This window comes from Mesorhizobium sp. M0663 (assembly GCF_040320585.1).
Classification (GTDB): Bacteria; Pseudomonadota; Alphaproteobacteria; order Rhizobiales; family Rhizobiaceae; genus Mesorhizobium.
Genome location: NZ_JAMYPX010000013.1, coordinates 108,958 through 128,619, shown reverse-complemented (window position 1 = coordinate 128,619; position 19,662 = coordinate 108,958). Strand labels below are relative to the sequence as shown.

Annotated in this window: 17 protein-coding genes, 1 tRNA gene and 1 pseudogene; 13 read left to right on the top strand and 6 right to left on the bottom strand. The window is 60.6% G+C overall.

Translation table 11 applies throughout. From position 1 onward, the window contains the following. Nucleotides 1–78: 78 nt before the first annotated feature. From phaC to NKI54_RS21820, 3 genes are all read left to right on the top strand, one after another. The gene (gene phaC, locus NKI54_RS21830) at nucleotides 79–1,914 is read left to right on the top strand and encodes a class I poly(R)-hydroxyalkanoic acid synthase (protein WP_352568837.1); all 1,836 of its coding nucleotides are present in this window, start codon (nucleotides 79–81) and stop codon (nucleotides 1,912–1,914) included. Between the two features lie 327 nt (nucleotides 1,915–2,241). After that, nucleotides 2,242–3,354: a YcbK family protein gene (locus NKI54_RS21825; RefSeq protein WP_352568992.1), complete on the top strand. Its 1,113-nt coding sequence runs from the start codon at nucleotides 2,242–2,244 to the stop codon at nucleotides 3,352–3,354. Between the two features lie 174 nt (nucleotides 3,355–3,528). Continuing rightward, nucleotides 3,529–3,603 (top strand) — tRNA-Glu (locus NKI54_RS21820). Nucleotides 3,604–3,670: 67 nt separating this feature from the next. Here the strand turns inward: NKI54_RS21820 and NKI54_RS21815 are convergent. Together NKI54_RS21815 and NKI54_RS21810 are read right to left on the bottom strand one after the other, a co-directional pair. Further along, nucleotides 3,671–4,459 (bottom strand): DUF4145 domain-containing protein, encoded by a 789-nt coding sequence (locus tag NKI54_RS21815; protein ID WP_352635474.1) that lies wholly within the window; start codon nucleotides 4,457–4,459, stop codon nucleotides 3,671–3,673. Nucleotides 4,460–4,586: 127 nt separating this feature from the next. Next, nucleotides 4,587–4,781, bottom strand: a complete 195-nt coding sequence (locus NKI54_RS21810) for a hypothetical protein (protein WP_352568839.1) — start codon at nucleotides 4,779–4,781, stop codon at nucleotides 4,587–4,589. 217 nt (nucleotides 4,782–4,998) lie between these two features. Between NKI54_RS21810 and NKI54_RS21805 the strand changes: the two genes are divergently transcribed. Next, nucleotides 4,999–5,487, top strand: a complete 489-nt coding sequence (locus tag NKI54_RS21805; RefSeq protein WP_352568840.1) for a hypothetical protein — start codon at nucleotides 4,999–5,001, stop codon at nucleotides 5,485–5,487. 205 nt (nucleotides 5,488–5,692) lie between these two features. On the opposite strand, the gene NKI54_RS21800 is transcribed toward NKI54_RS21805, so the two are convergent. Continuing rightward, nucleotides 5,693–5,989 (bottom strand): DUF982 domain-containing protein, encoded by a 297-nt coding sequence (locus NKI54_RS21800; RefSeq protein WP_023678889.1) that lies wholly within the window; start codon nucleotides 5,987–5,989, stop codon nucleotides 5,693–5,695. Nucleotides 5,990–6,283: 294 nt separating this feature from the next. Here NKI54_RS21800 and map point away from each other — a divergent pair, with 294 nt between their 5' ends. Then, nucleotides 6,284–7,111, top strand: coding sequence for a type I methionyl aminopeptidase (gene map, locus NKI54_RS21795; RefSeq protein ID WP_352454462.1), 828 nt, complete (start codon nucleotides 6,284–6,286; stop codon nucleotides 7,109–7,111). Nucleotides 7,112–7,163: 52 nt separating this feature from the next. Further along, a complete protein-coding gene (gene radC, locus NKI54_RS21790) occupies nucleotides 7,164–7,910 on the top strand; it encodes a RadC family protein (RefSeq protein WP_352568841.1) in 747 nt (248 codons plus the stop codon). Nucleotides 7,911–7,998: 88 nt separating this feature from the next. On the opposite strand, the gene NKI54_RS21785 is transcribed toward radC, so the two are convergent. The 3 genes from NKI54_RS21785 to NKI54_RS21775 all read right to left on the bottom strand — a co-directional run bounded on the left by NKI54_RS21785 (nucleotide 7,999) and on the right by NKI54_RS21775 (nucleotide 13,127). Further along, the gene (locus tag NKI54_RS21785) at nucleotides 7,999–10,578 is read right to left on the bottom strand and encodes a bifunctional diguanylate cyclase/phosphodiesterase (RefSeq protein ID WP_036239064.1); all 2,580 of its coding nucleotides are present in this window, start codon (nucleotides 10,576–10,578) and stop codon (nucleotides 7,999–8,001) included. A 350-nt stretch (nucleotides 10,579–10,928) separates the two neighbouring features. Beyond that, the gene (locus NKI54_RS21780; RefSeq protein ID WP_352692349.1) at nucleotides 10,929–11,795 is read right to left on the bottom strand and encodes a class I SAM-dependent methyltransferase; all 867 of its coding nucleotides are present in this window, start codon (nucleotides 11,793–11,795) and stop codon (nucleotides 10,929–10,931) included. Nucleotides 11,796–12,032: 237 nt separating this feature from the next. Further along, nucleotides 12,033–13,127: a glycosyltransferase family 4 protein gene (locus NKI54_RS21775; RefSeq protein WP_352454464.1), complete on the bottom strand. Its 1,095-nt coding sequence runs from the start codon at nucleotides 13,125–13,127 to the stop codon at nucleotides 12,033–12,035. Between the two features lie 494 nt (nucleotides 13,128–13,621). On the opposite strand from NKI54_RS21775, the gene NKI54_RS21770 reads away from it, so the two are divergent. From NKI54_RS21770 to NKI54_RS21740, 7 genes and pseudogenes are all read left to right on the top strand, one after another. Next, on the top strand, nucleotides 13,622–13,978 hold the full coding sequence (locus NKI54_RS21770) for an SPW repeat protein (RefSeq protein ID WP_023678896.1): 357 nt from the start codon (nucleotides 13,622–13,624) through the stop codon (nucleotides 13,976–13,978). Nucleotides 13,979–14,109: 131 nt separating this feature from the next. Continuing rightward, entirely contained in the window at nucleotides 14,110–14,559 is a 450-nt protein-coding gene (locus tag NKI54_RS21765) for a DUF2231 domain-containing protein (RefSeq protein ID WP_352620501.1), read from the top strand. Further along, nucleotides 14,559–15,905, top strand: a complete 1,347-nt coding sequence (locus NKI54_RS21760) for a PQQ-dependent sugar dehydrogenase (RefSeq protein WP_352635477.1) — start codon at nucleotides 14,559–14,561, stop codon at nucleotides 15,903–15,905. Before NKI54_RS21765 ends, NKI54_RS21760 begins: the two co-directional genes overlap by 1 nt. Before the next feature lie 6 nt (nucleotides 15,906–15,911). After that, nucleotides 15,912–16,104, top strand: a pseudogene (locus NKI54_RS21755) (efflux RND transporter permease subunit); the annotation flags it as partial. A gap of 167 nt (nucleotides 16,105–16,271) precedes the next feature. Then, complete coding sequence (gene coxB / locus NKI54_RS21750; RefSeq protein WP_352692348.1) at nucleotides 16,272–17,087, top strand: cytochrome c oxidase subunit II; 816 nt, start codon at nucleotides 16,272–16,274, stop codon at nucleotides 17,085–17,087. 91 nt (nucleotides 17,088–17,178) lie between these two features. Then, entirely contained in the window at nucleotides 17,179–18,948 is a 1,770-nt protein-coding gene (ctaD, locus tag NKI54_RS21745) for a cytochrome c oxidase subunit I (protein ID WP_023678901.1), read from the top strand. Then, entirely contained in the window at nucleotides 18,945–19,649 is a 705-nt protein-coding gene (locus NKI54_RS21740) for a cytochrome c oxidase subunit 3 (RefSeq protein ID WP_352635480.1), read from the top strand. Before ctaD ends, NKI54_RS21740 begins: the two co-directional genes overlap by 4 nt. Nucleotides 19,650–19,662 lie beyond the last annotated feature (13 nt).

Sequence of the window (19,662 nt, the reverse complement as noted above, 5' to 3'; positions counted from 1 at the left end):
GGTTAGAGCACATTGGACCCTGTTCGATATCCCATGGTAATATGTCAACAAAACGCTTCGGGAGGAACCCCGCGAACCATGTCCAAAACACCCGATTCGGGCAAAGCGGAAGATGACCAACCTTCGACCGTCGAGCAATATCTGGTGAAGGACCCGGAACGCTTCGCCCTGAACATGGCCCGCATGATCGAGCAGGCCGGCAAGGCCGCCTCGGCATGGGCCGAGCCGCGGGAAAAGGGCGAGGTGCGCGATCACGTCGCCGAGCCGGTCGTCGACATGGTGAAGACGTTCTCCAAGCTCACCGAATACTGGCTCTCCGACCCGCAGCGCGCGCTGGAGGCGCAAACGCGGCTGTTTTCCGGCTACATGACCGTCTGGGCCAACGCCGTCCAGCGCATCGGCGCCGGCGCCGAGGACGCCGAGGACGCGGTCAAGCCCGAGCGCGGCGACAAGCGTTTCCAGGACCCGGAATGGGGCCGCAACGCCTTCTTCGATTTCCTCAAACAGGCGTATCTGGTCACCTCGCGCTGGGCGGCCGAACTGGTCGAGCACGCCGACGGCCTGGACGAGCACACCCGCCACAAGGCCGGCTTTTATGTCAAGCAGGTGTCCAATGCCATCTCGCCGTCGAATTTCATCCTGACCAATCCGGAATTGTTTCGCGAGACTGTCGCCTCCAACGGCGAAAACCTGGTGCGCGGCATGAAGATGCTGGCCGAGGACATTGCCGCCGGCAAGGGCGACCTGAAGCTGCGGCAGGCCGATTATTCGCCTTTCGAGATCGGCAAGAATCTCGCCACCACGCCGGGCAAGGTGGTCGGCCGCAGCGACGTCGCCGAAATCCTGCAATACGAACCGACTACCGACACCGTGCTCAAGCGGCCGCTGCTGATCTGCCCGCCATGGATCAACAAATACTACATCCTCGACCTCAACCCGCAAAAATCCTTCATTCGCTGGGCGGTCGAGCAAGGCCACACCGTCTTCGTCATCTCCTGGATCAACCCGGATGAGCGGCACGGCGCCAAGAGCTGGGAGGCCTATATCAGGGAGGGCCTGCAATACGGCCTCGACACGATCGAGAAGGCCACCGGCGAAAGGCAAGTCAACGCCATCGGCTATTGCGTCGGCGGCACGCTGTTGGCGGCAGCGCTGGCCTTGATGGCGCAGGAAGGCGACCACCGCATCAAATCGGCGACCTTCTTCACCACCCAGGTCGATTTCACCTATGCCGGCGATCTAAAAGTGTTCGTCGACGAGGAACAGGTCGCGGCCGTCGAAAAGGCGATGAACGAAAAAGGCTATCTCGACGGCACCAAGATGGCGACTGCATTCAACATGCTGCGCTCGGGCGACCTGATCTGGCCCTATGTCGTCAACAACTACATGCGCGGCAAGGATCCCCTGCCCTTCGACCTGCTCTACTGGAATGCCGATTCGACCCGCATGGGCGCTGCCAACCATTCCTTCTATTTGCGCAATTGCTATCTCGAGAACAGGCTTTCGCAAGGCATGATGGAACTGGCGGGCCGCACGGTTTCGCTGAAGGACGTTACCATGCCGGTCTACAACCTCGCCTCTAAGGAGGACCATATCGCGCCGGCGCTGTCGGTATTCCTCGGCTCGAAATATTTCGGCGGCGAGGTCGATTACGTCATGGCCGGCTCCGGCCACATCGCCGGGGTCGTCAATCCGCCGGCGGCGCAGAAATATCACTACTCGACCGGCGGCAAGCCGGCCGGCGACTTCGACCAGTGGCTCGCCGGGGCCACCGACCATCCCGGTTCCTGGTGGCCGCACTGGCAACGCTGGATCGAAGCCAGGGACAATACCCGCGTACCGGCCCGCAAACCGGGCGAGCATATGCAAGTTCTAGGCGAAGCCCCCGGCACCTATGTCAAGGTGCGCGTGTAACCATCTGTAATGTGTGGTGAGTTGACGCGCCGCCAAAAGCGGGCGAAATGGTGCCGTCAACCCTGAGCAGCCTTGATTCATCCTCTAGCCGCCAAATTACTTTGAGGCTTGCAGATTTGACACAGGTCTCGTTTCCGGTTCGGGGAACAAGGGTCATTTCGACGAGACGTTTCGACGCCGCGCCAATGACGAACCGGTCGGATATCGAGGGGGAATTTTGTTTTGAGATCAGCAGGATCGCGCCTCGCGAAGGGAGAAAGCCGCGCCATTGTGGCGGCGCTTTTCTCGGTGCTCCTGGCGTCCTGCACCTCGGCCGGCGACCCGACCATGTCGGTCGGCATGCCAGGCTATAATACCTCGGCTACCGAAATCAGCACGGCCGCCGGTGCGCCCCAGGCCAGCACGGCCGCATCATCGTCGCAGATGACGACCGCACAAATGACGATGAATGCCGACGGTGACGCCAACCTTCCCGAGCAGGTGGCCTATGTGCCAGTGGCCAAGCCAGGGGCCAAGCCCGATGCCGGCTTCCCGATCGCCGTTCCCACGGCAGCCGAGACGATCGCGGGACACACGCCGCAGCCGCTGCAACCAAACGCCCAGACGGCCGATCAGGCCGTGGCACAGAACAGTGCTGATGCATCGAAGCCCGACGCCAAGGCCGCAGCGCCGGCGATGAACAACCCGGTCTATGTGACCGCCGGCGAGATGCCGCAGCCACAGGCCTACGCACCGAAGAAAAATTTCCTGGCCTCGCTGTTCAGCGCCACCCCCGCTTCGGCAGCATCGCCGGCCAACAGCAGATCGGGCGGGCAGCCAACGGTCGTGCAGGCCAAGGCGACGCCTGCGGCAAAACCCACCGTTACCCTGGCCTCGGCCAATCCGGCTGAAAAGCCGGTGCAGCTGGTGTCGACGGGCGATACCAGCCACTTCACGGCCGATGCGCTGCCCGGCGTGCGACAGACGGCGCTGTTCGAGATCAAGCGCAAATCCGGCCTCGACGATGAGAGTGACGTCGATCTCAACGAAGACGAAGGTTCGGGTGGCGCCTACCAGGTCGCCTCCGCCGCCGGCCTCGCCCGGCTGGCGCCCAACGGCCTCCTGAAACAGAACGAAAGCGTCGATGTCGCCTGCTTGAAGCCGTCGCTGGTTCGCGTGCTGAAGACGATCGAAGGCCACTACGGCCGCAAGATGACGGTCACCTCCGGCTACCGCGATCCGGCCCGCAACCGCCGCGCCAACGGCGCCAAGAATTCGCTGCACATGTACTGCGCCGCCGCCGACATCCAGGTCCCCGGCGTCTCGAAGTGGGAACTGGCGAGCTACATCCGCACCATGCCGGGCCGCGGCGGCGTCGGCACCTACTGCCACACCGAATCCGTTCACGTCGATGTCGGACCGGAGCGCGACTGGAACTGGCGTTGCCGCAGGCGCGGCTAGGGCGAGGATCTTCCGTCACCGCGAAGGCCCTTCGGCGGCGTTGCATCATGCCGCAAAAACCAGCTTGGCTGTCGGAAAGACGCGGTTTGGAGCCAAAGGAAAAAAGTTGTCGCAGCCGGCGGCAGACGGGTTGCCGGTTTGTCGCGACGCAACTATAAGCGCTCACATCTGAGCGCGCCCATCGTCTAGCGGTCAGGACACCGCCCTTTCACGGCGGTAACAGGGGTTCGATTCCCCTTGGGCGTACCAGAAAATCCACAAGAAATCAGGTACTTACCGGATGCATCGCGGTCCCTCTCGCCTTCGCAGGCTGATTCTAGGGTAATATGGGCGGCAGTGTGGATGGCGCGGGGGGATTCGCGTCAGGTACGCTGAGGGGCGGAGTTGCGGGAAATTTTATGGTGGCTCTCGGCGGAACAAGGCTCTTCATTTTATCGATCTTGGCATCGAGGTGCGAATTAAGCGCCGGCCTGACGAATGCCTCGTGGAGAAAGTGCTCCAACACGTCCATCATCGTGTTCAAGTCATGACCACTTGGCTTCCAGCCTCGATGCGCTGAAGCGTTGCCCGCCTCGACAAGCGCGAGGAGGCGCTTCTCGTCGATAACGCCGATGTGGCCTTTATGGGCCAACTCACCCAGTTTCTCTTTGAATGTCATATTCTGACTGACCCCTAGTCGGCCCGAAGCCACATCGAATGTCGTTCGCATTCCGATGGCCGCCAGAGTGTTGAGGTCGTTGTCGAGCGCGCCGTAGAGCTCGGTCAGAGCTTCACTCAAGTCCCCGCCTATCAGCAACACGTTCGCAAACCAGTCAGGTCGATTTCTCTTCAGCTGTGCGGGCCACGTGTCGTTGTAGACATTGTGATCCAAGATCTCTTCGCCGTTCGGCAGATATACGACCTCGAAGTCTTCGCTGCTGGAGAACGATGTCTGCGCAAATACATGTTCGCAACCACGGCACTCGAGGATGTACCACTTCTTTGACCAGTGGCGGTAATCATCGTCGCCGCGCTGATCGTGATATCCGCGGACCTCGCAGTTGCGCTCCCCGCCGCAGCTCGAACAGTTCGCCTTGATGACGGTCGGAGGAGTCTCCGTGGACATGCAGCCGTTCTCTCATTCGATGCCGACCCTCGGCATTAGACCCGACGAGAGACGAAATCAACGCTAGGGCCGCCCGGCCGCGAGGCGGGCGGCCCTAGCCGCGCTGCCGGGGAAGGAGCGATGGGAGTCAGCTGTTGATGGCCCCGGAGACGGCCCGCTGGGCGGCTTCGGCCTTCGCCACGATCTCGGTGCTGCTGAGCTGGGCGGTGTACTTGACCACCAGCTGGCCGCCGCGCTCGGTGTCCACCACCGCCTTGGAGATGCGCTCGATCCTGTCGAGCTCCGCCCAATGGCGGCTGCGGCGCCAGCGCAGCCTCAGCATCTCTCCTCCGGGGCTCCCAGGGCTCGGCACTCAGGTCACGGAGCTTGCCGCTGTTATTTCACGGCGTCTGGAAGATGGGAGACTTCAGCGCGAACGTGAGCTTCCGCTCGGAGTAGGTGAGACGGCACTAAAGCGCAGCAAATAACTACGCATAGCTACGATTGACTACTATTTTTAACTCTGCCATAAAGCCCCTACTCGAACAGGGAGAGCGCTGGTGGATTACGTTTCGATTCCCTTCCCGCAGGATCTATACAACCGCATTATCCTTCGATCCGGGGGCAAGCTTGACCCGGTCAGCCTAGCCGTCGATCAGGTGGAACAGTTCATCGAGCGAACGCGGGACGAGCCGCTTGTGTGGACCAGGGAGGGCGTTGCCCAGTTCGCAGCAGAGCAGGCCGTTGCTGGAGCTGAGTTCGGCGACCCCGATCGCGGCCATCAGTGGAGCTTTGTGTTCCTGCCCAACGGAACCGAGCTTCGCATGAAGTACCTGGGTAAGACACACTACGCGACCATCAAGTCCGAGAATGTGGTAAGCGATGCGACCACATTTTCTTCGGTGTCTCAATGGGTCAGGAACGTGGCGCGCGGCACGTCTCGGAACGCATGGCACGATGTCTGGATTCGCTTTCCTAAGGAATCGGAGTTCCGATACAGCGACACCGTCAGAGACGCGAAACGCAAGGAGCTTGTCAGAAAGCTGTAGGCCTTCGGTCCGGACCGCCAGCGCTCGCCGGTTACGGCCCGCCATAGCCGCGCAAGCCGGTGCGAAGCCGTCATCTCCTGTAGACACCCTTCCCACCCGGCAAGCAAAGGCCGCCAAATGTCAACGATCGCGGGTATGATCGAGCTTCGCATGGAGCGCTTCGTCAACTTCCAGATGGAACGCCGGCAGAAATCGAACCGGCTCCCTACGCCCGCAGTCCCCTCGCCTCGCCGCCGCGCTTGCGCGGAACCATCATGTCCCTGGCAAGCAGGCCGCTCACCCGGCAAAAGGCCATGAAGGCCCGCCATGCGTCCTCGGTCTCGACGATGTCCACCGTGGCGCCAAAACAGGCATTGAACGCGGCCTGGTAGGTTGGTCCCTTCCGGCGAACCGGCCACGTTTGCAGGAAATCGAGCGCCTGCTCGACACTGTAGATTTCCTCGACCGGCTGGCCGGGCACAGGCGCGATCCGCACCGGCACCTCGAATTGCAGTCTGTCCATTCGATCTCTCCCGAACCGACCCCCGCAGCAGCGCCGTTCGTCGCAAAAAGTTGCCGTGGCGGCTAACGCTTGGGCCGACTTCTCGCCTAGAAATGTGTCGTCACTACGGTGGTCAATGAACCCGGCGAAGCATGGGCCGCTAGAGGCAAGGAGAATGCTCCCAGGCGTGAATATCGCCGGTCTTCGGCCGTCGCCGGCAGTTCGTCCTTGAACCTTGCGCTTTCCAGTGCCAAATCTGGGAAGGTTTCTCTCGCGGAGGCTCATCCAGCCCCGCATCCTGCAAGACGGATAAAAATGGTCACCTATCTCGACGCCGCCACGGCACCGCTCAGAAACACCGGCCAGATCCGTCTTTACGACGAGGAAGGTTTTGTCGGCATGCGCAAGGCTTGCGATCTCACCGCGCGCTGCCTCGACGAACTGGTACCGATTGTGGCGCCCGGCGTCACCACCGAAGCGATTGATCGCTTCGTCTTCGAGTTCGGGATGGACCATGGCGCGCTTCCGGCGACGCTCAACTACCGTGGCTACACGAAATCATCCTGCACCTCGATCAACCACGTCGTCTGTCACGGCATACCCGACAGCAAGCCATTGAAGGATGGCGACATCGTCAATATCGACGTCACCTATATCCTCGACGGCTGGCATGGCGACTCCTCGCGCATGTATCCGGTGGGTACGATCAAGCGTGCCGCGGAGCGGCTGCTCGAAGTCACGTATGAGTGCCTGATGCGCGGCATCGCGGCAATCAAGCCGGGCGCCCGAACCGGCGCCATCGGCGCCGCCATCCAGACCTATGCCGAAGCCGAGCGTTGCTCGGTGGTGCGCGATTTCTGCGGCCACGGGGTTGGCCGGCTGTTTCACGACGCGCCGAATATCCTGCATTACGGCAGCGCCAGCGAAGGCGTCGAGATGCGGCCGGGCATGATCTTCACCGTCGAGCCGATGATCAATCTCGGCCGGCCGCATGTGAAAGTGCTGTCGGACGGCTGGACCGCGGTGACGCGCGACCGTTCGCTGTCGGCGCAGTACGAGCACACGATCGGCGTCACCGAGACCGGCTGCGAGATCTTCACGCTGTCGCCAAAAAACCTCGACCGCCCCGGCCTGCGGGCCTAGTGTCTGGCAGATCGGGCGTTACCTTGCCCGGCAAATGCTGGGTGGGGCAGCCATGAACGGTGACGATGACGAGCGGGCCTTCTTTCCCGAAAGGCCAGTGCGATCGCCCGCGAAGGCGGTGGCCGCCGACAAGCCGCATTATCTCGGCCATCGCGACCGCCTGCGCGAGCGCTTCGCCGCCGGTACCAACACCCTCCCCGACTACGAACTGCTCGAGCTTTTATTGTTTCGGCTGATCCCGCGCGCCGACACCAAGCCGGTCGCCAAGGCATTGCTGGCACGCTTCGGTACATTGGCCGAGGTCCTCGGTGCGCCCGTCGAGCGCCTGCAGGAGGTGAAGGGCATCGGCCCGGCGGTGGCGCTCGACCTCAAGGTGGTTGCGGCAACGGCGCAGCGCATGGCGCGCGGCGAGATCGTCGGCCGCGAGCTGTTGTCGACCTGGACGCAGGTTCTCGAATACTGCCGGTCGGTGATGGCCTTCGAGGAGCGCGAGCAGTTCCGCATCCTGTTCCTCGACAAGAAAAACGCGCTGATCGCCGACGAAGTCCAGCAGGTCGGCACAGTCGACCACACACCGGTCTATCCGCGCGAGGTGGTCAGGCGCGCCTTGGAGCTCTCCGCCACGGCGATCATTCTGGCGCATAACCATCCGTCGGGAGACCCGACGCCGTCGCGCGCCGACATCGAGATGACCAAGCTGATCATAGAAACGGCCAAACCGCTTGGCATTGCCGTTCACGACCACATCATCATCGGCAGGAAAGGCCACTCCAGCATGAAGGGCCTGCTGCTGATCTGAGGTTTGGCGTTGTTTTCAGCTTTGTCCGCTGTGCGCCTCTGTACCGCAACGTCAAGGCGGTCGGCTCGATAAATTCTGGCGCCGAGGCTCAGCTGGCCGTGCGCAGGCGTCGCGATCGGACAAAGGTCTTAAGTCCCTCGGAATCGAATGCGTGGCCGAAGGCATAACCCTGCAATATGTCGCAGCCCAGGCCCTTGAGTAGCCGTGCATGCTGCATCGTCTCGACGCCTTCCGCCACGACCTCGATACCCAGCGACTTGCCGATTTCAATGATCGACGAGACAACCTGCCTTCTCTGCGGAGATTTGACGATTGGGGTGACCAGCTGCCGATCTATCTTCAGCCGGCGCGGCTGCAACTTCAGCAAACTGACCATCGAAGCGTAGCCGGTACCAAAATCGTCTATTTCGACGTCAATCCCCAGCTCTTTTATCTGCTCGATATTCCAGGTGACAAGGTCGTCGTTCTCGTCCAGGAAAATCGACTCAACAAGCTCGAACGAAACTGTTCCTTTCTTGATATTTTGTTCTCGCAGGCTCTTGATGAGCTCCTCGTCTTGAAGGCGCCTGGCCGAGACATTGACCGACACCCGCGGAATGTGAAGTTTTGCAGCGGACCACTCTTCGAAATCCGAAAGCGATTGCTTCAATATGGCTTGGTCGATAATCGAGACGACGTTCAGTTCTTCTGCAATCCTCAGGAAGATGTCGGGCGCCAAAATACCCTTTATTGGATGTTTCCACCTCGCCAGCGCCTCAACCCCAACGATTTCGAGCGTCTTTGCGTCAAATTGGGGCTGGTAGAAGGGGATGAACTCGTTGCGCTCGAGGCCGCCGAGAATTTCGTCGGCAATCCGCTTAGTATCGACGATTTCGCTTTGCATCGCGTCGGTGAAGAATTCGTATCGATTGCGGCCCCGCCCCTTTGCTCGGTAAAGCGCGATATCGGCGTTCACCAGCAGGTGTTTGGCTTCGACATCTTTTGCGTTATCGACAGCGATTCCCACGCTGACACCAAAACGGCATCGATGACCCTGATAGTAGACGGGTTCGCGCATCTGGCTGATGATGCGGTCGGCGAGCAGCGCCAGTTGCTTGGTATCGTCGCGCACCACGCACAGAACGATGAATTCGTCTCCCCCGATACGGGCGACGAATCCCTCGTCGCCGACCTTCGACCTGAGCACGGTTGACGCGTGAACCAGCATCGCGTCACCGGCGGCGTGGCCCAGCGTATCGTTGATGTGCTTGAACCGATCCAGATCTATGTGAAGCAGTGCCGCGTGCCCGCCTGAGCGCCTGGCGTTTGCCGCGTAATGTTCCAGTACCTGGTCGAGGTAACGCCGGTTGGGCAAGCCGGTCAGCGAATCATGAAGCGCGATGTGCTCTATGCGCGCTTTGGCCGACTCGAGTTCTGCATTTTTCGACTCGGACAGCTGTTTTGCACGAACCAGATCCTTGTTCAGCAGGACGTCGGCAGTCACGTCCCATTCCGCGCCGATCATTTTTGGGGTGTCGTTTGCGACCCGGTAGAGGATCGCCTTGGACCGGACATGACGGATCTCGCCATCCTGACGCACAATCCGGTACTCCGACAAATATGGTCGTCCGCTGGCCACCGCCCTGTCGAAGTCCGCGTTGGCGCCAGCCAAATCATCTGGGTGGATTGCTCCCGCCCAGTCTGGGTAGCCCCGGTGCTCGCCGGTTGGTTTGCCATATATTTCGTTGACGCGATCATCCCACGTAAGCTCGTTGGTCGCGAGATCGTGTTCCCAAACCCCAATAGCCGAAGCTTCCAGAGCGAGTTCCAAGCGTCGTGACAATCGACGCAATTCCGCATAATTGCGCTGTCTTTCGCCAATCAGGCGGCCTGTGACCAGGAAAGGGAACACAACCAAGGCTCCGGCCGTCGCCATGATCGCGCGCAACAACCATGCGTTGCTTGGCGTCGAAGGCCAGCCGTTTTTGGGAATGGCCGCGAGCTGCCACGAGCCGGAAGGAAGCAAAACGTCAGCCGTCACCGGATCGCTTTTGCTGATCTCCTCATTGCCGTAGAATTGACCACCTCGGTGACCGAGGGCGTCCCTGCCGATCAGCGCTACGTCGATCCCGAGATCGTCGTCAAGCAAGCCGCTCGCTCTGTAAAGGCGCTGCACGTCGACAACGGCGGAAATGATACCCCAGAACCTTTCCGTATTGCCAGCGCTCGGCACGAAGACCGGAAAGCGGCCGATGAAGCCTTGTCCTCCCTGTTTCAGGTCGACGGGACCGGCAAGCACCAGCTTGCGTTCGTCTCGCGCCCTTAGCGCAGCCGCACGCTGCCGCTCGTTCTTGCGGTAGTCCAGACCCATCGCCTGCTCGTTACCCTCCATCGGATACATAAGGGAAACGACCAGATCAGGCGCGCCGGCAATATCGTTCAATTGCGAGTCGGCGCCAAACAGATTGCTCGCGAGCGAGGCGAAGCGTTGCTGTCCCATATAGGGCTCGGTCACGACCGCGGCGACCAGTCCACGCACGAGTTGAAGGTTTCCGTTGATATTGCCTTCGAGCTTGGCGCGGATGAGATTGACCTTGGTCAGCACGTCCGCACGGACGGCCTGGTCCGAGACGATTTTGTTCTGGTGCTCCGCGAACGCTGCGCTGACAAGGATGACGACAAACGCGATCGCCGCCGGAATATTTGCCGACGAAAAGACGGCCTCCTTGATGCCGTTGAACCTAGCGCGGAAAAAAGCCAATAGGCGATTCCTCAAGTGCCATTTTCAGGTTCTCGGGGTCGACCCGATGAGGAACATTAGCTTTCAATGTTTAATTTGACCTTCATACTCCTGAGAAATTTCATTTTCCGACGGCTGACGCCGGCTGCGATACCGACAGCGATGCTGAAGGCGGGCTGCACGATGCGGACCAACATGAAACGCCAGCTAGATCAGCCTTGCTCGGAAGATCGAGGCGCACGAGCGCCATTGCACATTTCGACGCTCCGACCCGAGTACTCTGGAGCGTTGACCTTGGACTAGTGCCCCTCAATCGCCTTGGGAGACACAAGGTATGGTATCTTGCCGACGCTGCGCTTCGTCGCGCCAATGGAATAGGCCATCGGTATCTTGGGAGAGTTCTCGGGTAGGCCGTACATATCCTTGCCGGCGCGCACGGCAAATGAAAAGTGCTGCCACGAAACCGTATCATGCTCATTGAGAAAATCGAGCGTCAGACCAGCTGAAATCAGCGCATTCACCACGTCACTGATCGGGTGGATCCATTCATAATAGCGAGGATGCTTCAAGATGCGATCATCGCCGGTGTAGGTCAGTTCCTCGTTCCAGGCGAGCGGCCGAGCTATCGGCGTTCGCCAGTCGTGCTTCAATTCCAGGGCCGCGGCCTTTCGATCGCACTGAAACATCAATGGATGGCCCTCGGCCATGTAGAGGCGGCCGCCGGGTCGCAGAAGATCGGCAACCACCCGCGCCCAACGGAACACGTCGTCCAGCCAGTTTACCGAGCCCCAAGTAACGTAAGCGATGTCAAAGGTCCGGCCGAGCGCTTCCACCGCCTCGAACAGTGGCGCTTCCACGAAGCGCACGTCGGTGCCTGCCTTCGCAGCAAAATCCCGCGCCGCCACGATCGCCGTCGGTGAAAAGTCGAGCCCGGTCACGCTGCCTGCGCCGAGATTCTTCAGGCTGATCGTGTCAAGACCGATGTGACACTGCAGGTGGACGATATCCTTGCCGGCGATATCGCCGAGCTCGCGCGTTTCCAGCTCATAGAGATTGGATCCGCCGGCCAGCACATTCTCGATGTGGTAGCTGCCCGTTGTGTCGGTCGAGTGCAGTTCGGCCCGATCATCCCAATTAAGGCGGTTCGCGCTCAGAAACCGTTCCAAATTCCCCCCACCCCTGACTGACGCATGGTAAACAAGTCATTAAAGCACCTTTGCAGCGAAAGTAGCGCGCGTCAATCCGGACCGGGCGGCAGTGCGCCGCCGCTCGCGAAAGCACTAGCCCCGGGAAGGCTTGCTGCTGATCAAAGGCTTCTGGCGCGATCGCCGCGCCCGGCGACAAGACCCCGCAGGCGCTCCCGGACTCCGCCGTCGTGGTCTGTATATGGATTAGTCGGTTCCTCAGCCCGGCACAGCCACCATCGCGATATTTCTGGAGAGCTCGTTTGTGGGGGCAACTGCGTCTGCCGTGCCGCTCGTGAGTGCTCGGTAGAGTGCCACATAATCGCTGCACATGCGCTCGACCGTGAACCGCTTCTCGAACGTCTGCCGCACTCGTGCGCGATCGAGGCTGTCTATGCGCCGGAGCGCGCCCACGGCTTCCTCCACCGTATCCACGATCCATCCGGACACACCGTCATCGATGATCTCCGGGACGGCGCCACGCCGGAACGCAACCACCGGCGTACCGCAGGCCATTGCTTCGATCGTTACGAGCCCGAAGGGTTCCGGCCAGTCGATCGGAAACAAAAGCGCTATCGCATTGCCCAGAAAATCCGCCTTTTGCCGCTCATCGATCTCGCCAATGAACTCCACGTTCGAATGCCGCAGCACTTGCGGCTCGACCCTTTCCTTCCAGAACGACTGGTCCACCTTGTCGATCTTGGCGGCGATCTTCAGGGGAAACCCGGCCCGCGCTGCTATTTCTATAGCCGTTTCCGGCCCCTTTTCCGGCGAGATGCGACCGAGAAACGCAAGATAGCCAGAGGTGTTCGGGTGGAATGGCAGAAGATCGCGGGGCAGGCCGTGATGCACGGTTCCAACCCAATTGACGGGCGGCATGGGCCGGCGCTGGTCGAAGGAAATCGAGACCAGGGGAACGTCGTCGAACATCGCATAAAGCTGTGCCAGATCGGGCAGGTCGAGCCTGCCGTGAAGCGTGGTAACCGTTCGTCTGGCAAAATCCCGAATTATTGGGAAGTGCAGAACATCGACGTGGAAATGTAAAACGTCGAATTCATCGGCTCGCCGGCGCACCCGTTCAAGCATCATAACATGGTGCGGACCACCGTCCTGGACCCTGGGGTTCAGGCGCAGCGCGACGTCGCAACATCGCACCAGCTCGGCTGAGGTACGAGAATCGGCGCTGGCGAACAGCGTCACCTCGTGGCCCTGTCGGACAAGTTCTTCGGTCAGATACGAAACAATTCGCTCGGTTCCACCGTAGGTTCGGGGCGGCACGGATTCGGTTAGCGGTGCGATCTGGGCTATTTTCATTTAGAAATCTTTTCGGCGGCGACCGCCGTCTTTCAAACAAGCTTCGGCGACAACCAAGACAAGCGAGAGCTTCCAGTTGCGAAGTATTCTATGCAGAGCGTATTTATAGTTGTGCCGTCCGCGCTCCTCCCGTGCAATCAGGTTGCCCTTATTCAACTCCTCTGGATCCAAGAACTGCGATCCATGAGAAATGTTTCACCGGCTCGATAAAAAGACAGAATGAGCTACGCGCCGCCGTCCCGCCGCCCCCTGACAGGCAGGTTTGGATTTGTTCGATCACCATCAATTGATCCAGGCGTGCCGGTGCCCAATGGAACATAAAGCCCGGAATTCAGTTAGATAGCTGGATTTGACTGGAGTTCGCCACATGCGCAACTCCGGCCGGGCAAGGGCACTGCCGTGACACGGAGTGAGCGGCTTCGGGCGTATCGCGCCGAACTCAGGCACCACCTTGCCGAACTCGGGAGCCATAAACGCTCCTTATGGAGGATGCCATGAACCAGTGGACAAACGCCAGGCTCTGTGACGTAGCCAACCTGATCCTTGGGGCAATTCTGTTCTTCTCTCCCTGGATCTTCGCATTTGCGGCAGGCCCGCAGACGCAGAACGCCCTCGGCAGCGGAATCTTGATCGTCGTGCTTTCGGTTGCCGCCCTCGCAGCATTTGCCGTGTGGGAAGAGTGGGTGAACCTGGTCGTCGGACTGTGGGTTCTCGCATCGCCTTGGGTGCTTGGATTCCAGGCGACCACGGCGATGACCGTGCATGTCGTGATCGGCATTCTGGTCGCCGTGCTGGCGGCGATCGAGCTCTGGATGATGTATCAGAACCCGCCGACCCAGTCCGCCGCCTAACAGGCGCAGCCAGCCAGCGCCCTTTTTTGGGCCTGACGGATCTATCGGTCGTCTGCCGGTCTCTCGGCAACAGCCGCCGGAGGCCGGGCAGGCGGCGTTTGTTTGGACGAGAATAGGAAGGATGGCGCATTATGGTCGGTGACAATCCGCGTTCGACGGCCAGGATTGCGGGACATCCTATTCATCCGATGCTCGTGCCATTTCCGATCGCCTGCTTCGTCGGCACCCTGCTGACGGATCTAGCCTATTGGCGAACAGCGGAGATGATGTGGGCTGACTTCTCCGCTTGGCTGGTTACCGTCGGCGTGATCATGGGCTGCCTAGCAGCGATCGCGGGGCTGATCGATTTCCTGGCCAATCCGCTGATAAGGGCACAGCCCCCCGCCTGGCCACACGTGCTCGGCAATCTTCTGGCGCTGGCGTTATCCATTATCAACATGCTCGTGCACACCCGCGATGCATGGACCTCCATCGTTCCTACCGGCTTGATCCTCTCGGCGGTTGTCGTGCTCATCCTCATCTTCACTGGTTGGCTGGGCTGGTCCATGGTGTACCGGCATCACGTCGGAGTGGCGGATTGATGCGCATAGCAAGCTCCATCGGTCAGACCAGGCGCATCGCGGTGTCCGTCCTCATTTGCACTGCGGCGATCACTCTTGCAGCGTGCAGCGGCAACGACCCGGATCCCAGCAGTCAGATAGGGCCGAATCCAAACCTGCCGGAGCCGATCCAATATTTCTTCCCGCCCATGCATCTCGCTTCCGTGGTCGGATGGAAGAACGACGAAAAGCCGACCGTCGCGCAGGGGCTGCAGATCCAGGCTTATGCCCACGGCTTGCAGCATCCGCGGTCGCTTTACGTGCTGCCCAATGGCGACGTCCTGGTGGTCGAGTCCAAGGCGCCGGGTGGCGAACCGATCAAACGGCCCAAGGATTTGGTGATGGGCTGGATCGAATCCTGGGTCACCTCGGGCGGCGACAGCGGCCCAAGCAACCGCATTACGCTGCTGCGCGACACCGATGGCGATGGCAAGCCGGAGCTGACCAGCGTATTCCTCGACCACCTGAGCTCCCCCTTTGGCGTGGCGCTGGTGGGAAGCGATCTCTACGTCGCCAATACCGACTCCATCGTCCGCTATCCCTACAACACCGGTGACACAAAGATCACCGTGCCCGGAACGCCGCTAACCGCCCTGCCCGGCGGCCCGATCGACCACCATTGGACGAAGAGTCTGGTGGCAAGCCCCGACGGCTCGCTGCTCTATGTCGGCATCGGCTCGAACAGCAACGTCGCCGAAAACGGCATCGAGGCAGAGAAGAACCGCGCCGCCATCTGGCAGGTAGACAGGGCCACCGGCCGGTCGCGCATTTTCGCCAGCGGTTTGCGCAATCCAAACGGCCTGAGCTGGGAGCCGCAGACCGGGGCGCTCTGGGCAGTGATCAATGAGCGCGACGAGCTCGGCCCCAATCTCGTGCCGGATTATCTGACCTCGGTAAAGGATGGCGGCTTCTACGGATGGCCATACAGCTATTACGGCCAGCATCTCGATCCCCGCGTCATGCCCCAACGTCCGGACCTGGTCGCAAAAGCGATCGTTCCGGATTATGCACTGAGTTCCCACGTCGCCCCTCTGGGACTGGCCTTCTATACGGCAACCAGCCTTCCCGAGGCATATCGCGGCGGCGCCTTCGTTGGCGAGCATGGCAGCTGGAACCGCACGCGCTTCAATGGCTACAAGGTAGTGTTCGTACCATTCAGCGGCGGCCGTCCGAGCGGCGTCGCTACCGACGTGGTGACTGACTTCCTGGACAAGGACAACAAGGCGCGCGGCCGGCCTGTCGGCCTGGCTGTCGACAAAACCGGGGCCCTGCTCATCGCCGACGACGTCGGCAACACAGTTTGGCGGGTGACATCTGCCGGCCAATAAAGTGGCTCCACTCCCTTCGTCGAGCGTCGAGCAGGTGAACGGACACTGGTCGAAGCAATCGTGCTGACGTGCTTCGTCATGCTGCTGTTCCTGCAGAACCTGCGCGCGACGATCCCCGACGATCGCCGTTCCGGTGACTCTGCCGGGCACATTCGGCGTGCCCGCCCTTGCCGGTTACTCGACGCTGACGATGTTTGCCACGCGCTGCCGCTGATCACCGCCGAACCGAAGGACCGCCAGCCCCGAAATGGTATTTTTGCCCTTCCCACAGCCGGCTCTAGAATTTTCATCGCAAATCAAGTTATGATGCACTTGGTATTTCCCGGGACGGCTTGCGCCGCTTGGAATACCGGGAGGAACCGGGACATGGCCGTTGCGCTTGTACTCGTTCTGATAGTCGTGGGCTCGGTGTTGTTCCACTTCCTGAGCCCATGGTGGTGGACGCCGATTGCCTCGAACTGGGACTATATCGACAACACCATCATCATAACTTTCTGGATCACCGGTGTCGTCTTCGCCGCCGTGGTTCTTTTCATGGCCTATTGCGTCTTCCGCTTCCGTCATCGGGAAGGCAATCAGGCGGCATATGAACCTGAGAACAGGCGGCTCGAATCCTGGCTGACGGTCGTCACCGCGGTTGGCGTCACCGCTTTGCTCGTTCCAGGCCTGTTCGTCTGGAGCCGGTTCGTTAACGTTCCAGGCGACGCAACCGAGGTCGAAGTCGTCGGCCAGCAGTGGCAATGGAGTTTCCGCCTCCCCGGCAAGGACGGCAAGCTCGGCACATCCGACACTCGCGACGTCAACGCTGAAAATCCACTCGGCGTCATCGCCACCGATGCCAACGGCCAGGACGATGTCGTAGTGGAAGCGGCCGACCTGCACCTCCCGGTAGGCAAACCGGTCAAGATGCTGCTCCGCTCGGTCGATGTGCTGCACGATTTCTACGTGCCGGAATTCCGCGCCAAGATGGACATGATCCCGGGCTCGGTCACCTATTTCTGGTTCACTCCGACCAAGACCGGAACCTTCCAGGTCCTGTGTGCCGAACTCTGCGGCCAGGGACATCCGATGATGCATGGCGTGGTCATGGTCGATACTCAGGAAGACTATCTGGCGTGGCTTGGCCAGCAGCAGACTTTTGCGCAGCTGTCCGCCCCCCAGCAGATGGGCTCGGCAGAGTAGGAAACCGGAACGACGGCGCGCCGTCGGGATTGAAATTAGTGTGGCAAGCCCGAACTGTCGGGCTGGCCGAAAAGGGCACGGAGGTGTTCCTATGGTCGATATCACACCTGCAGATGCGGTACCGCCGGCCGAAGTCGCGGAAATGGAACTCTACCATCCGCACAGCTGGTGGACGAAATACGTTTTCTCGCAGGACGCCAAGGTCATCGCCATCCAGTATTCGGCGACGGCGACAGCGATCGGCATGGTCGCGCTGGTGCTATCCTGGCTGATGCGGCTGCAACTCGGCTTCCCCGGCACATTCGACTTCATCACCCCGGAAGCCTACTACCAGTTCATCACCATGCACGGCATGATCATGGTGATCTACCTGCTCACGGCACTCTTCCTGGGCGGCTTCGGCAACTATCTGATCCCGTTGATGGTTGGTGCTCGCGACATGGTCTTTCCCTATGTCAACATGCTGAGCTACTGGATCTATCTGCTCGCCGTGCTGGTCCTGGTGTCGAGCTTCTTTGCGCCCGGCGGACCGACGGGTGCCGGCTGGACGCTCTATCCGCCGCAGGCAATCATGACCGGTACGCCAGGCGGCCAGGACTGGGGCATCATCCTGATGCTTGTCTCGCTGATCCTGTTCATCGTCGGCTTTACCATGGGCGGCTTGAACTATGTCGTGACGGTGCTGCAGGGGCGCACGCGCGGCATGACGCTGATGCGCCTTCCGCTTACTGTCTGGGGTATTTTCACCGCCACCATCATGGCGCTGCTCGCCTTCCCGGCGCTGTTCGTCGCCTGCGTGATGATGCTGCTCGACAGGGCGCTCGGCACCAGCTTCTTCATGCCGGCGATCGTCGAGATGGGCGAACAGTTGCAGCACGGCGGCGGCAGCCCGATCCTGTTCCAGCATCTGTTCTGGTTCTTCGGCCATCCGGAGGTCTACATCGTGGCGCTTCCGGCCTTCGGCATCGTATCCGACCTGATCAGCACCCATGCGCGCAAGAACATCTTCGGCTACCGCATGATGGTCTGGGCCATCGTCGGCATCGGCGCGCTGAGCTTCGTGGTCTGGGCGCACCACATGTATGTCAGTGGCATGCATCCCTATTTCGGCTTTTTCTTCGCCACAACGACATTGATCATCGCCGTCCCAACAGCCATCAAGGTCTATAATTGGGTGCTGACGCTGTGGCGCGGCGACATCCACCTCACGATTCCGATGCTTTTTGCCCTGGCCTTCATCGTCACCTTCGTCAATGGCGGGTTGACCGGCTTGTTCCTCGGCAATGTCGTCGTCGACGTTCCGCTGTCGGACACGATGTTCGTCGTCGCCCATTTCCATATGGTCATGGGGGTTGCCCCGATCATCGTAATCTTCGGCGCGATCTATCACTGGTATCCGAAGGTCACCGGCCGGATGCTGAACGAGACACTGGGCCGGTTCCATTTCTGGGTCACCTTCCTCGGCGCCTATCTGATCTTCTTTCCCATGCACTATCTCGGCTTGATGGGCGTGCCGCGGCGGTACAACGAATTGACCGACATGACGATCATGACGGAATCGGCCCACCACCTGAACTCGTTTATCAGCATCATGGCTTTTATAGTCGGTTTTGCTCAGATTGTGTTTCTGTTCAATCTCATCTGGAGCATCCGCCATGGCCGTGAGGCTGGCGGCAATCCGTGGCGGGCAACGACGCTCGAGTGGCAGACGCCCGAAACACCGCCCGCCCACGGCAATTTCGGCAAGGATCTGCCGATCGTCTATCGCTGGGCCTATGACTACAGCGTACCGGGAGCCAAGGAGGACTTCATACCGCAAAACGTTCCGGGCTCCTTCGCGCCCTCCAGGGAGCCGGCATGAGCGTAATCCTGGTCTTCCTGCTCGTGATCGCCGGTATTGCCGGGTGGTGGCTTTCCCATCAGCGGCTAATGACGAAGCCGTGGCTCGAGCCAGGTATGATCGGGGATTTTGTCGCTCTGGACCGATCGGCGCTGCCGACCGCAAAGATCGGTCTCGGCGTCTTCCTTGCCGTCGTCGGCTGCCTGTTCGCGCTGTTCACCAGTGCTTACTTCATGCGCATGGCGCTGTCGGATTGGCGGCCGCTGCCCATCCCGCCCCTGCTCTGGCTTAACACCGGCGTACTGGTCTTGAGCAGCATTGCGATACAGTGCGCTTCGCTCGCGGCGCGCAAGGGTCAAGTGGACATGGTCAGGCTTGGCCTCGCCACCGCTGGACTCACGGCGCTCGTCTTCCTGATTGGACAGCTTGTGGCATGGCGGGAACTGAGTGCGGACGGCTATTTTCTGGCATCCAATCCGGCCAACAGCTTCTTCTACCTGCTAACGGGAATGCATGGCCTGCATATACTGGGAGGACTGGTCGGGCTGGGCAGAACGAGCGTCGGCGCCTGGAACGGAGCGCAGCCGCAGCGGCTTCGCCTCAGTGTCGAGCTGTGCGCCATGTACTGGCATTTCCTGCTTTTCGTCTGGCTCGCCATCTTTGCGCTTCTGGCCGGGTGGGCTTCGACTTTAATCGACATTTGCCGAGGGTTGCTGACCTAGGAGGAACGGGCGG